The 13,920-nt window shown below is 67.1% G+C and carries 20 protein-coding genes; 17 read left to right on the top strand and 3 right to left on the bottom strand.

Translation table 11 applies throughout. The features are described from left to right. Nucleotides 1-1,513 precede the first annotated feature (1,513 nt). The gene (locus tag AB0F17_RS17090; RefSeq protein ID WP_358023179.1) at nt 1,514-2,044 is read left to right on the top strand and encodes a hypothetical protein; all 531 of its coding nucleotides are present in this window, start codon (nt 1,514-1,516) and stop codon (nt 2,042-2,044) included. Between the two features lie 334 nt (nt 2,045-2,378). Here AB0F17_RS17090 and AB0F17_RS17085 read toward each other — a convergent pair whose 3' ends face one another. Together AB0F17_RS17085 and AB0F17_RS17080 are read right to left on the bottom strand one after the other, a co-directional pair. Continuing rightward, entirely contained in the window at nt 2,379-2,627 is a 249-nt protein-coding gene (locus AB0F17_RS17085; protein WP_358023176.1) for a hypothetical protein, read from the bottom strand. Beyond that, nucleotides 2,628-2,972, bottom strand: a complete 345-nt coding sequence (locus tag AB0F17_RS17080) for a DUF6247 family protein (RefSeq protein WP_358023173.1) — start codon at nt 2,970-2,972, stop codon at nt 2,628-2,630. Nucleotides 2,973-3,472: 500 nt separating this feature from the next. Here AB0F17_RS17080 and AB0F17_RS17075 point away from each other — a divergent pair, with 500 nt between their 5' ends. Beyond that, entirely contained in the window at nt 3,473-4,783 is a 1,311-nt protein-coding gene (locus tag AB0F17_RS17075) for an SEC-C metal-binding domain-containing protein (protein WP_358023170.1), read from the top strand. A 510-nt stretch (nt 4,784-5,293) separates the two neighbouring features. Then, a complete protein-coding gene (locus tag AB0F17_RS17070; protein ID WP_358023167.1) occupies nt 5,294-6,127 on the top strand; it encodes a hypothetical protein in 834 nt (277 codons plus the stop codon). Between the two features lie 50 nt (nt 6,128-6,177). Here AB0F17_RS17070 and AB0F17_RS17065 read toward each other — a convergent pair whose 3' ends face one another. Next, nucleotides 6,178-6,843 carry a GntR family transcriptional regulator gene (locus AB0F17_RS17065; RefSeq protein ID WP_358023165.1) on the bottom strand — a complete coding sequence of 222 codons (666 nt, stop codon included), beginning with the start codon at nt 6,841-6,843 and terminating at the stop codon, nt 6,178-6,180. A 370-nt stretch (nt 6,844-7,213) separates the two neighbouring features. On the opposite strand from AB0F17_RS17065, the gene AB0F17_RS17060 reads away from it, so the two are divergent. From AB0F17_RS17060 to AB0F17_RS16995, 14 genes are all read left to right on the top strand, one after another. Then, nucleotides 7,214-7,387 (top strand): hypothetical protein, encoded by a 174-nt coding sequence (locus AB0F17_RS17060; RefSeq protein WP_358023162.1) that lies wholly within the window; start codon nt 7,214-7,216, stop codon nt 7,385-7,387. Nucleotides 7,388-7,398: 11 nt separating this feature from the next. Further along, nucleotides 7,399-7,779, top strand: a complete 381-nt coding sequence (locus AB0F17_RS17055; protein ID WP_358023159.1) for an RNase adapter RapZ — start codon at nt 7,399-7,401, stop codon at nt 7,777-7,779. Nucleotides 7,780-7,855: 76 nt separating this feature from the next. Further along, the gene (locus tag AB0F17_RS17050) at nt 7,856-8,005 is read left to right on the top strand and encodes a hypothetical protein (RefSeq protein WP_358023156.1); all 150 of its coding nucleotides are present in this window, start codon (nt 7,856-7,858) and stop codon (nt 8,003-8,005) included. Next, complete coding sequence (locus tag AB0F17_RS17045; protein ID WP_358023153.1) at nt 8,002-8,337, top strand: WhiB family transcriptional regulator; 336 nt, start codon at nt 8,002-8,004, stop codon at nt 8,335-8,337. Before AB0F17_RS17050 ends, AB0F17_RS17045 begins: the two co-directional genes overlap by 4 nt. Next, on the top strand, nt 8,337-8,573 hold the full coding sequence (locus AB0F17_RS17040; RefSeq protein ID WP_358023150.1) for a hypothetical protein: 237 nt from the start codon (nt 8,337-8,339) through the stop codon (nt 8,571-8,573). The genes AB0F17_RS17045 and AB0F17_RS17040 overlap by 1 nt, the downstream gene beginning before the upstream one ends. Beyond that, nucleotides 8,573-8,743: a hypothetical protein gene (locus tag AB0F17_RS17035; RefSeq protein ID WP_358023147.1), complete on the top strand. Its 171-nt coding sequence runs from the start codon at nt 8,573-8,575 to the stop codon at nt 8,741-8,743. The genes AB0F17_RS17040 and AB0F17_RS17035 overlap by 1 nt, the downstream gene beginning before the upstream one ends. A gap of 20 nt (nt 8,744-8,763) precedes the next feature. Continuing rightward, a complete protein-coding gene (locus AB0F17_RS17030; RefSeq protein ID WP_358023145.1) occupies nt 8,764-9,009 on the top strand; it encodes a hypothetical protein in 246 nt (81 codons plus the stop codon). Next, nucleotides 9,006-9,389, top strand: a complete 384-nt coding sequence (locus AB0F17_RS17025; RefSeq protein WP_358023142.1) for an RRQRL motif-containing zinc-binding protein — start codon at nt 9,006-9,008, stop codon at nt 9,387-9,389. The genes AB0F17_RS17030 and AB0F17_RS17025 overlap by 4 nt, the downstream gene beginning before the upstream one ends. Beyond that, nucleotides 9,386-9,661 (top strand): hypothetical protein, encoded by a 276-nt coding sequence (locus AB0F17_RS17020; RefSeq protein ID WP_358023139.1) that lies wholly within the window; start codon nt 9,386-9,388, stop codon nt 9,659-9,661. The genes AB0F17_RS17025 and AB0F17_RS17020 overlap by 4 nt, the downstream gene beginning before the upstream one ends. Beyond that, nucleotides 9,658-10,638 carry a DUF2637 domain-containing protein gene (locus AB0F17_RS17015; RefSeq protein ID WP_358023136.1) on the top strand — a complete coding sequence of 327 codons (981 nt, stop codon included), beginning with the start codon at nt 9,658-9,660 and terminating at the stop codon, nt 10,636-10,638. The genes AB0F17_RS17020 and AB0F17_RS17015 overlap by 4 nt, the downstream gene beginning before the upstream one ends. Next, on the top strand, nt 10,635-10,907 hold the full coding sequence (locus AB0F17_RS17010) for a hypothetical protein (RefSeq protein ID WP_358023133.1): 273 nt from the start codon (nt 10,635-10,637) through the stop codon (nt 10,905-10,907). Before AB0F17_RS17015 ends, AB0F17_RS17010 begins: the two co-directional genes overlap by 4 nt. A 5-nt stretch (nt 10,908-10,912) precedes the next feature. Beyond that, complete coding sequence (locus AB0F17_RS17005; RefSeq protein WP_358023130.1) at nt 10,913-11,329, top strand: hypothetical protein; 417 nt, start codon at nt 10,913-10,915, stop codon at nt 11,327-11,329. Then, complete coding sequence (locus AB0F17_RS17000; RefSeq protein WP_358023127.1) at nt 11,326-11,736, top strand: hypothetical protein; 411 nt, start codon at nt 11,326-11,328, stop codon at nt 11,734-11,736. Before AB0F17_RS17005 ends, AB0F17_RS17000 begins: the two co-directional genes overlap by 4 nt. Further along, nucleotides 11,736-13,793, top strand: coding sequence for a hypothetical protein (locus AB0F17_RS16995; protein WP_358023124.1), 2,058 nt, complete (start codon nt 11,736-11,738; stop codon nt 13,791-13,793). Before AB0F17_RS17000 ends, AB0F17_RS16995 begins: the two co-directional genes overlap by 1 nt. Nucleotides 13,794-13,920 lie beyond the last annotated feature (127 nt).

The raw sequence follows: 13,920 nt of genomic DNA, 5'->3' as shown, positions 1-13,920 counted from the left end.
GTCCAACTCGGGTAACACCTGCGTGATGTCGACCGGAGGCTTGGAAGTGGTGCGAGCCATGAGTACGAAGACTAGACCGCTGGCGCCTGCCGAGAAGACCGGATCTTGAGCTTCGCCAATGGCATACGCAGGCTGCTGCGGCGTAACGCCTTGGCTGTGAACGAAGAATGTGCGGACTAAAGCTCGGCCGATCGCAGTCCCGGGAGCGCGAGTGCCTCGACTCGGCGGCGATCAGGCCGAAGGTAGCGGAAGATGAATTCGCTCATGCAGACGGCTACGGCTGGCTTCTCGCCGAACCAGGATGAGGGCGACATGCTCGTCCGCCTGCGCGACCAGCTCACGAACCTCGGCGTCAACGCCGAGGTTCGGGACAACAACAGCGCGCTCATGGTGCACAGGCGTGAGCCGGGATGCCGGTGTGGGTGTTCGTCGGATTTGGCGGGGCTTACTACTCCTGGCAGCGCGCCGAGCGGAGGCACCCGACCAGCGATCCGGAGGGTGCAGCGAACGCCCTAGCCGAGTACATCACCAGCTGATGACCGGCGCGGCAAGACAGGTGCGTTCCCTGCCGGAGGGGGTAGGGATTGCCGCCGCCTTGTCTTGTCGCGCCGCTTCCAGCAGGCAGTTGCAGTGGCGCCCCCGCAGCGACCTTCCCGCCCGGCCGCTGTGCTGCCTGCCGGTTGAACGTGCCTGATAGTTAGTCTCCTCGCCCCGGGTCGTTGTCACTCAGATAGTCACTCAGCGGGAACGGCCCGGTCTTGCTCCAGGAAGACCGTGTACCCAGCTCCCGTGCCGTGGCTGCGGTCGGTCTGAAAGCGTCACAGCGTAATGGTGCTGCCTCCCGGGGCAGGCCCTCGGATCGTATGTCGGGCGTTTGGGCAAGCGACGAGCCGCCGTACGGCAGTGCCCCGCTTGATCTTCATCAAAGCGATCCGACAGAATGACCTCCGGAAGAGAGGGCTTACCTCCGCGCCCCGAGGAGCTGATTCAAGTGGACTTTACAGTGGCATGGGCAGTCATGTTAGGGCTCGGGTGCGTGGTTGCTGTATCCGGGATATACACACTCGCTACCAAGCGACTCCCCCGCCCGTTATGGGGCAGGCGTACGCAATATGAGCCGCGCCGTCACGGCTTGGGACAACTATTCATGGGTCTCTTCTCTGTTTTCCTGTCGATGTCCAACATGGTGATGGGCTGGTCACACGCATTGTCCCTGGCGCTGATCTTTCTAGCGATCGGATGCACCGTGGCGGGTTCGTGGTTCTTTCTCTCGGCGATGACCTCCCGCCGCACATCTTGAGCGCGCCCATCCGTTTGGAAGAATTTGAGCCCCTACCTGGGCAAACGCTTCATCGAACTCTCCGACTGTCTCCTCGCCCCAGACCATGGTCACCAAGTGGCTTGCTGGCAAGACCGGTGAGCTGGGTACGCGGTCGCTCAAGCTGATCCACGGCGTCCTCAACCAGCCGGTCAAGAGCGCGATGCGCCGAGACAAGGTGAAGAGCGGAACGTCGTGGATCTTTGCGACATCCCGGAGGGGCGCGCCGGTCGCCCGTCCAAGGCCCTCACCCTGGCTCAGGCTCTCGCCGTCCTCACACAGGCGGAGAAGAGCGGCAAGCGCATGCGGGCCTACATCATCCCCTCCCTGCCGATCGGCGCTCGTACCGAGAAGCTGAGGGCGCTGCTCTGGTTGCATGTCGTCGCGTACGACGAGGCCCAGGCCGCCTGGCTGCCGGTTGGCCATGTGGGCTGGGAGCACAAAGACTTCGCGATCTGCGTCTGGCGGTCCGTCCTTCAGAAGGGCGACACCAAGACGATCAAATCCCGCCGCTTGCTCAAGGCTCCCCCGGCGTTGCGTGAACGCGCTGCGCCTGCTCAAGGAAGCCCAGGACATCACGCAGGAGAAGGCGGGGGAGCGATGGAAGGACACGGACCTCGCGTTCTGCACACGCACGGGTACTCCCGTCACCGCGCACAACGTACGGCGCGACTTCCGGAAGATCGTCGAGGCGAGAGGGCCCACCGGACGGGAGTGGTCACCTAGCGAGCTGCGGCGATGGGCAAAATCTTCGGGAGTTAGTCACTCAGGCCCCGTTTCCGCAATCGAAGACGGGGCCTTTTCGTTGGTGGGCGGTACTGGTATCGAACCAGTGACCCCTCGCTTGTAAGACAATCGAAGGGAGAGCGGGAGCAGCTCCAGTACCCGCCCTCACCTGGGCATACCGTCCATGGCGGTCTCCCGTCGTCCAGACTCGTCCACGGCCGTTGTCACCCAGATAGTCACTCAGCGCGGCCCAGGCAAGCGAGGAGTTGTGGGGCACTATGCATGCCTCGGCAGTTAGAGCTCGTTATGATCTACAACGGGTATCGCAGTCGAGCTAGATCCACTGCACGCGGATGACGTATACCTCGCGTTGGGGCTCCAACACCAGATAGGTCACGAGCCCGCGCTCTCCAAAGGGCATGACCCGCATGTTGCCATCGGGCTTACTGGACGCTTGCGGTCCACCGGCCCAGGGCTCCAGTTCAATCAAGTCGAGCGCCCCGGCCAGATACCGCAAAGCTTCCTTGGGGAGGGCCGCGATCTGTTCTTGAGCGACAGGATCGGGCTCAACGATCGAATACACCTACCGCTCGACCCCGCGCTCAGCCAGCAGTTGGCGCCATGTCTTGTCGCCTCGAGGGATCGGCTTGCCGGCATCGGCCAGTTCCTGGACACGGGCAGCCCGCTCGTAAAGATCTCTCCGGCCCTGCGGATCCTTGATCGAGTCGCACGCGACAAGCCACCAGGTATGGATGAACTCGCTGAGTCGGCCGAGGTCCAAACTGGCGCGGACCTCAGCCAAGACGACGTCAAGACCTGCGTCGAACCCATCTCGGTCCTGCGGGACGACCAACGCTCTGCGGATGGCGCGCAGATTCTTCTCCGGCGGGGGGCCTTCGGGAGTGAACTCCTGCGGTTGCGCGCTCATGCAGCCAGTGTACGTACAGGTACTTAACGCGGCCCGGCCAATCGCCCGACTTGGGAAAGGTGATTCGGGCTGCGGACCGACGCGCGAGTCCAGGCGGTAACCGACTCACCCGTCACCGAGGCGGCACGAGCAGCTGCCCCACTGCCTAGCGAAGCAGCATCAAACAGGCGCGATGACTCTCGTCCTTGACGTTGCCGGCAGCAGGAAGGACACCTGTGCCATGAAGGCGACATGTCAGCGGCCCAACTCCGCGAGCAGAATCTCGCTCGGCCCGATCAAGCTCACCCTCGAACGATACAAAGAACAGCAGGTCACGCTCATCGCCAGCCGCACCCAAGCGCCCGCGAATTCGAGAGACTCGATCTCCGCAACTGAGATGCGGCGCAGATTTGGCACCGTTCGAACCACGACACCGCGTCGAAGCGCGACGATGTCGCTCCTCTACCCGCATGCCAAGGAGAAACCGCTCATCGTGCCCGCACCGTATGGACAATGAACCCATGCTCCCCGACAGATTCTTCCACCCCCTCAAGCCCACGCAGGTGCTCGACGCCGTCTACGACCAGTTCGGCGAGCCGGACGAGTTCGGCGAACTCACCAACGAGTCTGCGGCCAGGGAGACGGTCCGGCAGGTGCTGCTGGATCCGCGCAGCCAGGGCGATCCCGGGGTGTTCGAGCTTGTCTGGGAACTGGTTGACCTCTATGACGACGACGAGCTCCACGACGCGGCCGAGCTGCTGACCGAAGTACTCAACGCCCACCCCGACCAGCGCTTCGCCGTGGGCGCCCTGCGTGCGGCCCACCGCGACGCCGAGGGCCTGGCCGAGATGGAGGCCCTCCATCGCGACATGGCGTTCCTGGTACCGGAGCGCCGCGACATCCGTTTCTACTACCTGGCTCCGGCTTTCCTGGCCGAACAGGGTCAGACCGACCGTGGCGCACTCCTGGCCAGGGAGGGGGCCGCCCTGGCCAGAAGCCTCGGGCTTGAGGAAGAGGCCGAGCGGATCGAGGAGCGCAGCCCCGATCCCGAACACCGGCAGCAGTCGAGGGCCCGGCTTGGGGGCGCGATGGAGGAACTGCTCAGCGCAGCCCGCACTGCCGCCACGCCCTCCGGGAAACGTGCGCTGGGCGGGGAGCGCTCCGGGTATCGGATGGCCTATCTCCCCGCGCGGGAGTACGCCAAGGGCCTGACCGAAGGGCTGCTCGACGCCACATTCCCCCTCGACCACGAGGACTACCGTCGCGAGCTGGAGTCATCGATGCACGACTCGGCCCAGCTCGGCAGGGTCTCGGTGGTCGCGATCGACCTGTCGGAGGTCGACGCGTTCGCCGAGCGGACAGGACGCGACCCCCGACGTCGCAGTACACGGCTGGCCTACCTGTCCACGCTGTCGGCCCGGGACGCGATCTCCTGGCCTGTGGAGCGCAACACGCCCTGCTGGTGCGGCTCTCAGCGCAAGTACAAGAAATGCTGTGGCCGGCCCGGATTCCGCGACCAGCCGGTGCCCGACCGAGGGCGGGCCATCCTGCGTGTCGATGGACCACAGCCGCTCCGGGTACAGGTGCCCTCCAGGATTCGGCTTGACCGGCTCCACGCGGTGATCAACGCCGACGCCAGCGCGGGCGGCCACTACAGCTTCTCGGTCCAGCACGGCGAAATCGACGCCGACCAGGCTCCGGACGCGACCCTTTCACAGCTCGCCAACGAACCCGGCCAGTCGTTCGGCTATCACAACGGCCGCGACCACAGGGTGACGGTGGAAGAGATCGTCCCGGTGGACCCGGCGGACAACCAGCCCCGGGTGATCTAGCGACACGCTGCCTTGACGGGTGGCTCTCATCGCGCACGGCCCTCGACAAGCCTGGAGCCGACCGCTTCAGCACGGCGACCTTCTGCAGGCCCGGTCTACGACGGTCCCATCCGTCAGCTGCATCCCGCATCCGGGCCCAGGCTGACTTGGCTCAACCGCAAGGGGGCCTGGCCCGGGCGACAGAGCGGGCACCTACCGTGACAGACCGCAAGATCGTCGACAGACGCCACGATCAACTCAACCTCATGGCACGCTAATGGCACGAAGCCCGGCAGCAAGATCGCTACCGGGCTTCGTGTGCTGGTGGGCGGTACTGGTATCGAACCAGTGACCCCTCGCTTGTAAGCCAAATCGAACGCATGCTCGACCACTGGTATCGGCCTTACGGCCCGCCTCGGACCGTCCACCAACGTCCGCCTACGTCCGTGATCGCCTTCCGTCGTTGTCACCCAGTTAGACACCCCAAGGGAAGCGTGGCGCTGGCGGGCTCGGTGCGAGAAACTTGCCTGCATGGCTCAGGTGACCATGACATCAGCACGATGGAATGAACTTACTGCGCTGCTGAACGATGAGCAGCGACTCCAGGCCGAGTATCCCAAGGTGGCCGAATACCTGGATATGGCGGCAAGGCTGTCGGGAACGGGCAACGTTGAAGCCGACGGGGCGTTCGATTTGCGGTTCGTGCACTATATGACCGGCGGAAGCACTGTGAGCACGAACCCCTACTGGGACATCGTTGAGCCGTTCGTGTTCGAACACGAGGGCCGCCGCGTGGTGAACGGCGGTCGAGCGGAAGGAAGCGCGCGACTCGCCTTTGCACAGATGACTTTGCAGGCGACTTACGCATACGCGGTACCTTCCCCGCAGACCATCGAATGGGTGTCCAGTTTTTGCGCTGATCTCCCAATCGTGGAGCTTGGAGCAGGTAGGGGATATTGGGCAGCGCAGTTGTCTCGCTCTGGGTTGGTCGTTGAGGCATACGATCTGGAACCACCGAACAAGACCCATAATCTCTCTTTCGTTGAAGCCGCCGGACAGACTGACGTGTGGTATCCCGTCGGTGATCTAGATGAGTTCGCGGCTCGTGTTCGGACGGCGGATTATGTGCTGTTCCTCTGCTGGCCGCCCGGCTGGGGGGACAAAATGTCGTCCGAGGCGTTGACCTTGTTCGAAAAGGCAGGGGGCGAACGGCTCATCTACATCGGAGAGCCGAAGGGCGGCAAGACCGGCAACGATGCGTTCTTTGATGCCCTGTCGGCCCGCTGGAGGTTGGAGTCAGTAGATCCACACTTCGTTTCGTGGTGGACGGAGGCGGACGTCGCGCAGATCTGGGTTCGAAACTGAGGACGCAGCAAAAAAAGGGGGGCCAACGGCCCCCCTTTTCCTTTTCCTTCCTACTTGAGAGCCATGCGGAACACGAATGCGTCGTAGCGATCTCGTGGGTACGACACCTTGGAAATCATGATGATCCGACCGTCTGCGGAGAGAAACCGCTGCTGGACCGTCTTGACGAGATCGCCGGGAGTTGTACGAAGCCAATCGGCATGCGCCGGCTCCGGTAGCTGGTCAGAGACAGTCTCTTCCAGGAAGTCGGCCCCCGACACGTCGGCAACATCCACCGGGTGGTAGGTGTCCGAGATCGAGATTGGCCGACCGTCCTCGACGGCCCTGGTGATGACGTAAGCGATCATTTCCCCTTCCGCGAGGCCGAGAGCCTCAGCAAGTTCGCTGGTGGCGGGGATCTCCTCAGTCTCGCGTTCTACGTGGATGTCTCGATCGGTTTCGTTCCGGAACGTGCGCTCAGCAGATTCCATCTGGCGCTCAGGAGAGACCCGGACGAGGTTGGGTCGATCAGCGACGAAGGTGCCCCGTCGCCTGACGGATCGAACGAGCCCCTGACTCAGGAGCAGTTCGAGAGCCTTCCGAACCACGATGTCCGACACGCCGTTCTTCTGGGCGATCTCGGCATGGCTCGGTAGTTGCATACCGGGAGGAAGTTCCCCCCCGCGAATACGTCGGGCGTACTCGCCTGCGATGCGGACGTAGGCCGGCTCTGGCACTGACGATCATCCCTTCAACTGCTCTTCGGTGGCACCTTCCAGCGTATACGCATCATCGTATACCCAGGGCTTGTGCGTATACGAAGTTACGTATACGCTGCTGCCTGTGACCCGGTCCCCCCGGACGGGTCACCGGAAGCAACCGGAAGGCGGCCCGACGGGATCGCGCGCCGACGCTGACGAAACCGCTTCGACCGACGGGCCGAACGCATTCGGTGTCTGACAACTTCACGGGTCACCGCCTCCCACGAAAAGGCGGCCCGCGCAGGGCACGACCCTGCGCACTCGGGACGGCCCTGCCTACCAGGCCACAGGCCGCCCCCCTTCGCCCCCACAACTGCCCTGTCACTCAGAAGAGGGGATCTACTCCATGTACTCCGACCGCAAACCCATGCGTCGCTTCCTGCTGTTCGTGCTCGCTGGCCTCGCTCTGGTGTTCGTCGTGCGACAGCCGGACAAGGCCGCCGTCATCACCGCCCACGCCTTCAACGGGTTGATGGCGATCGCCGACGCTCTGGCGTCGTTCGCTGGCAACCTCGGTTAGGCGCCGACCGGATGCCTGCCGTTGAGATCGTTTCGTTCGGCTATCTGCACGGTGAGCCGCCGCCCGCGCATCTGACCATCGACCTGCGGCACCACTTCAAGGACCCGCACGTGTCGCCCGAGCTGCGCTACATGACCGCGCACGATGAGCCGGTGCGTACCACGGTGCTGGGCACGCCCGGCATCGCCGACCTGTTGGAGGCCACCGTCACTGCGGTGGCCGCGTTCCTGTCCGGCCCGAGCGCCGGCCCCGTCACCGTGGCCGATGGCTGCGCTGGTGGTCGGCACCGCGCCCCGGTCTTCGCTCAGCATCTGGCCAACCGGCTACGCCGGGTCGGCCTGTCGGTCACCCTGCACCATCGCGATCTGGACAAGCCCGTCGTCCAGCGCTGATCCGTAAAGCCCCCAGGGGCGGCCTACATCCGCCAAGACACGAGCCGCCCCCTCGACTCCACAGAGGAGCACCACCATGATGACCCGCTTCGGCGGCGCGACCAAGTCGGACTACTGCACGTCCGACTGCCGCAACGGCACGATCTGGAATCCCGCTTCCGGCCCGTACCCGTGCCCGATCTGCCAGGGCAACAACGGCGCCGCAAACGGTAAGGGCAGCCGATGACCGGCCGCCGCCCCGCTGTCTCCCACCCGGCGTTGGCGTTGCTGGCTGACCTCACCGAGGTCATGCCGCGCCATCTGGCCGATGAGGCGGCGTGTGGGTTGGACCCAGAGCTGCACACCGGCCCGGACGCCTTCACCGACGAGCCCGCCGACGAGCGGGCCGCGCGTGAGCAAGTGGCCCGCGAGGTGTGCCAGCAATGCCCCGTGCTGGCCTCGTGCCTGTTCTTCGCCCTGGACGTCCGCCCGGCGGCGGGGGTGTGGGCGGGACTGACCGCTGAGGAGCTGCGCGCGCTGTCCGCACCGGCGCCCTCGGGTTCGCTGGAGGTGGCCTGATGGACGTGCGCTACTTCTCGGTCACCGCGCCCGCGCCGTGGAACAAGTCCGGGACCACGCGCATCACCGTACGCACCGGCGGCGCCTACCAGGTGTATGCGTGCGTGGGCAACAGCCGCGCCGGAATGTCCGCCGATGAGGCGTGGGCGCTGTGGGTGGCACTGGGCAACGCCCTGGCCGCGAGCTTCGGCCCGGCCCCGGACTGGGCCACCACCCAGCAGGACGGGGGCCAGTGATGGCCCGCTTCCAGTGCTCGGACTGCAACCGGACCCACCACACCGCCACCACCTGCCCGGCGTGCGGGCCGATGGCATTCCAGGTGCAGCTCTGCCACACCCACGCCGCGGGCTTCACCCGCCGATGCGGGGTGTGCCGCATGCTCGCCCGTTCCCAGTCGGCCGCCTGACCAGGAGAGGAGAAACGTTCATGAGTCACGTTCAGGCCGGTATCGCGGTCTATGACCCGCGCCCCGGCGAGATGCGCTTGCGGGCCAGTGAGGACGGCAGTTCGTTGTTCCTCACCCTGGCCGATGACCGGGTGTGGTTCGCCCTGGCCGGCGCGGGTGCTGATCTGGCCGCTGAGGCTGCGGCGATGGACCGGCTTGCCGTCCTGGCCGCCGAGAGCGCCGCCACCATCCGCGCCCGCCTCGCTGAGGCCGGTGAGGGCCGATGAGCCGCACCTTGGCCCGCTTCTTCGACCCGACCGGCCAACGGCACGGGCTGCCCTCGTGGCCGTGGCAGATGGCGCCCGCCCACCTGCTGACCATGCGCCAGTTGGCCGCGCGGGGGCTTCGCCCCGGCGGTCAGGAGGTGCAGGGCCAGATCTTGTGGAGCTCGCGCCGCTACCACGCGTCCGGCGGGGTGCGCGCGGCCTACCTGTACGACGTGCGCCTGGCCCTGCCCAAGCGCACCGCCACCCCGCGTCAACTGCACGCGCTGGGCAAGGCCCTGGCCGCCCGCCGCACCTGCCCCGCCTGCACGCGAGACGTCGGCTACGTGCTGGCCCGCCACCTCGGCACCTGCAACGACTGCGCTGAAAGGAGCGCCGCATGACCACCCCGACCAACACCCCGACCGGCACCGCGAGCAATGCCCCGTCCACCAACGGCGCCGGCCCCCAGCAGGCCACCCGCGCCCTGTGCGTCCTCGTCACCGTGCAGAGTGGCCGTGGGGAGTTTTCCACCACTAGCCACGATCTGATCGTTCCGGTCGGCATGCGCCATAGCGACCTGCTGACGCATGTGCTGAAGGAGCGCATCCCCGAGCACCTGCGCGGCAACTCCGTCGTGCTGCATTACTCGGTTCACCCGGCGGTGATCGCGTGAAGACCATCACCCGGCGCGACTGGTGGACGATCGGCGGTGTCGGCGTCGTGGCCGCCGCCGCGGTCATCGCCTCCTTCACCGCCCAAGCCGGACTCGGACGCCTGGCCGGCTGGGATGCTTCCCTGCACCTGCCCGGCGGTATCGAGATCTCGTTGTCGTGGCTGCTGCCGCTGTGCGTGGACGCCTACGGCGCGGTGGCCACCCGGATCACCGTCAACGCCAAGTACAGCGCCGAAACGCGCCGGCATGCGCTGATCCACGCGGTGGGCGCGGTGGTGGTGTCGGTCATCGGCAACGCCATCTATCACGCCCTGGAAGCCGGTGTACTGCACCTGGGCAACTCCCGGTGGGTGCTGGTGGTGGCGGTCAGCATGGTCCCGCCGGTGGCGCTCGGCGCGCTGGCCCACCTGATGGCCCTGTGCGCCCGCGACGACGCCCACCCCGCACCGGCACCCGCCCCGACCCCGAACGCCACCGACGCCGGTACGGACGGGCTCTCCCGTCCGGCGCCGGTACGGCGGGACCCCGTACGGGTGGACGAACTCACCCGCCTGCCGTACGCAGCGAGCGCGCCCGGTACGGGTTCGGCGCCGCGCGCGGTGGCCGCCGCCCGTACGGGCGTGGTGGAACTGGCCACCGTACGGGCCGACCGTACGGCCAAGCACGACGACGCGCCCACCGGCAAGACGGAGCGTACGGAGCGTGTGGACCGTACGGCCTTCATCGCCGATATCGCCCGGCGCATCCGTACGGCAGAAGCAAACGGCAGCCGGTGGGAGCCGGACTACGACGGGATGGAGGCCCGTTCGGGCTATCGCCGCTCGTGGTGTGAGAAGGCCGTACGGGACGCGCGGGCACTGGCCGCCCGTGACGAGCCGCATACCCTGACCAGCTCCCACGACGCCGACACCGACACCGACACCGACACCGACCAGCATGCCGGCCATGGCGCCGGTGAGGGCGAGGTGGCCCGATGAGCCGCCGCCGCAACACCCTGGAAATGCTGGTCGGGCATCTGTTCACGCTGGCCGTGCTATCGACCCTGGTCGGGCTGCTGGTCGGCCTGCTGGCTCCGTGGCCGCCCTCGGTGGCGCTGTGGCTGTCCGGCTTCACCGCCGGACTGATCGCCGCCCCGCTGATCCGCGCCTGGCTCGGCGTGCTGGCCGTACGGCTGTCGCGTCCGCCCACCGTCCCTACGGACGGCGCCACCCGTACGGGTGGCCGTACGCGGCGCGGGGGGCGGTGATGGTGATGTCCGAACCTCGCACCGTGTACGTCGTCACCGACGCCCCGCCGCGTACGGCTCACACCGCCCCATCGACGCCCGCCCCGTACGTACGACTCGCGTGGGCGCGCGCCTGTCGGGCGGTGGCCGCCCTGCTGCTGGTGTACGCGCTGATCCCGGACGCGTACGGCTGCCGCTGGTGGCTGTACGGCGCCGTGCTCGGCTGGCTGGTCCAGCCGTGCCTGGCCCGGCTGGGAGCGTTCGCGGGGCTGCTGTTCGGCGCCGCTGACGCGCTGGTGACCGCCATGCTCGGCACCCGCCGCCTGGTCTACCTGGCCGCCCTGCTGCGCCAAGCCGTACACGAAACCCGCACCCCCCGGCCCACCGACGACGCCGACCGGGACGACGACGATGCCTCTCCCGCCGAAGGAGACCCCTCGTGACCACCGACAACGCCTCCAACGGCGCCAAGCCCGGCCGTAGCCGGATCCCGGAGCTGTCGAACATCCCATGGGCCGGCCCCACAGCGATCACCCGTTACGCCCAGGTCGGCCGCAACCTCTCCCGCGACCTCGGCGAAGAGTTCGCTCTCGGCAGCGATGAGCTGTATGAGGTGCTGATCCGCAGCTTCAAGGGCCACCCGGTGCTGAGCGTGTTCGGCGCCCCGGACGTGCGCCGGCGCGCCCGCCGCGTGGTCAAGCGGCTCAAGCGCGCCGCCGAGCTGCAGCGCGGGGTGGGGGTGGAGCTGGTGAAGTTCCACGCCCAGTTCCGCAAGGAGTTCGTCGAGGTGCTGCCCCAGGCCAAGCCTGAAAAGCGGCGCAGCGACTTCAACTGGAATGAGGGAGCCTGATGGCCGGCCGTATCACCACCAAGACGCCGCTGCCCGCTGTGCTGCCCGCGGTCCCGGACTCCTCCTCCTGGGAGCAGGTGGCCACCCGCGAGGTGTCCAAGGCGCTGCTGTACTTCCCGCCCTGGCTGATCGGCGTCCTGCTGTTCGGCCTGGGCGCCGCCTTCCACTTCACGCTGGCCAGTGACGACCCGCAAACCGTCGCCTGGACCACCGCGCTGATCATCACGTCCGTGCTCGCCCTCACCGCGCTGACCTGGCGCCAGTCGCACGCCCGCAGCCTGAGCGGACGGGTGCACACCACGCTGACCACGCTGGCCGGCGGGCTGTGGGTGTGCGCGGCCACCATCAACGGCCCCGCCACCACCGTCACCGGCCGGCTGATCCTGATCGGCGGGGTGGCATTCGCGCTGTCGTTCAACATCCGCACCGTCATCCGCGCCAAGCAGATCGACATCAACGCCGCGGCGGCTGACCCTCTGGCGTTCCTGTTCGGCCGCGGCACCGAAAAGGCCGGCATGCCCGCCGTCCAGGCCCGCACCATCCAGGCCACCGCGCACAAGGTGACCGGCGAAGTCCAGCTTGACGAAGGCCGGCAGATTGCCGATGACCTGCAAAAGAAGGTCCCCTACGTCGAATCCGGGATCGGCCTTCCGCCCGGTTCGATCACCACCAGCATCGACCCCGACGACGCTTCCAAAGCCAGCGTGGTCATCTCCGACCCGCGAGTGATGAAGCGCCCGATCATCTGGCCCGGCCCCTCACGCGTCGGCGCCTCCATCGCTGAGCCGCTGCGCTGCGGCCTGTGGCAGGACCTGGACGAAGTCGCCTACGTCATCGTCGGTCACCATCTGCAGATCATGGGCAAGACCGGCGCCGGCAAATCCATCGGCGGCGCCTGGAACTTCCTGGCCGAGATCGTCACCCGAAGCGATGTGGCCGTGTTCGCCATCGACATCACCAAGGGTGAGCAGACTCTCGGCCCGCTCAAGGCCGCCCTGCACCGCCTGGAGACCACCAAGGAGGGCGCCAAGGCCCTGCTGAATGAGATGCAGGCCAAGGTCAAGCCGCGCACCGACCTGCTGTCCGGCATGGGCCTGCAAAAGTGGGCCGAAGGGTGCGGACTGACCTACTGGGTGCTGTGGCTGGAGGAGTTCCCCGACATCTACGACGCCCTGTCTGAGAAGGAGCAGGACCGGTTCCTGTCGCTGATCAAGGCGATTCGCAGCGCCGGCGGAACCGTGGTGCTGTCGCTGCAGCGCAGCGACTGGACGCAGATGCCCACCATCGCCCGCGGCCAACTGGCCAAGATGTGCTTCGGCGTCGATTCGGCCGCCGACGCCACCTTCGGCCTGTCCGAAGCCCAGGAAGACGCCGGATGCCGGCCCGAGCTGTGGAGCAACAAGCAGCCCGGCATGGCCTACCTGGACGCCCCCTCCATCCCCGATGACCGGATCACCATGCCGATGCGTACCTTCGCCTGGGGCCTGACCCCGGCCGGCACGTTCGACGACGAACAGGCCAACGCCCAGATGCGCGCCCACGCCGCCGCCTTCCCCGCCGTCCACAAGCAGATCGACCCGATGACCGCGACGCTGTCGCGCCTGTCGGCCTCCGCGCTGGCCACCCCCGGCCCGCTGCCCACCATCCACGACGACCCCGCCGGCGACGACGACGGCCCCGACGACGATGAGGAGGTGCGCAACGTCGCCACCGAATACCTGGCCACCGACGACCCCGACCCCGACCTGTCCGCCGACATCGACGACGAGATCACCGACTTCCCCGAAGGAGAGCCGCCGCTGACCTTCGCCACACCCGAGCGCACCATGACAGCGGAGGAACGCGGCGCGGCGCTCATGGCCCGCCTGCACGAACTGTGGGACGACGGCGCCCGCGACGTCGGCACCGGAGACTTCAAGGTGCTGTGGGGAACCACCAACATCTCCCGCGCCTGGATCCAGAAGCAGATGAAGCGACTGTCAGAGGCCGGCATCATCGGCGCCTACGACGACGACCGCCACCGCTACCTGATGGACAACCGGCCCGAACTCCCCTAATTCCTTGATCCCGTGGCCCCCCTGGAGGGGGCCACGGGCGGGGGCTGGGGGAGGGACTTACAGGTCAACGCGGGGGCCACGCCGCGTGGCCCCCCACCGTGGCCCCCTCGTGGCCCCACCCGTGGCC

It is taken from the genome of Nonomuraea sp. NPDC026600 (assembly GCF_040638335.1).
GTDB lineage: Bacteria > Actinomycetota > Actinomycetes > Streptosporangiales > Streptosporangiaceae > Nonomuraea.
This window is presented reverse-complemented; position numbering and strand designations above follow the sequence as displayed.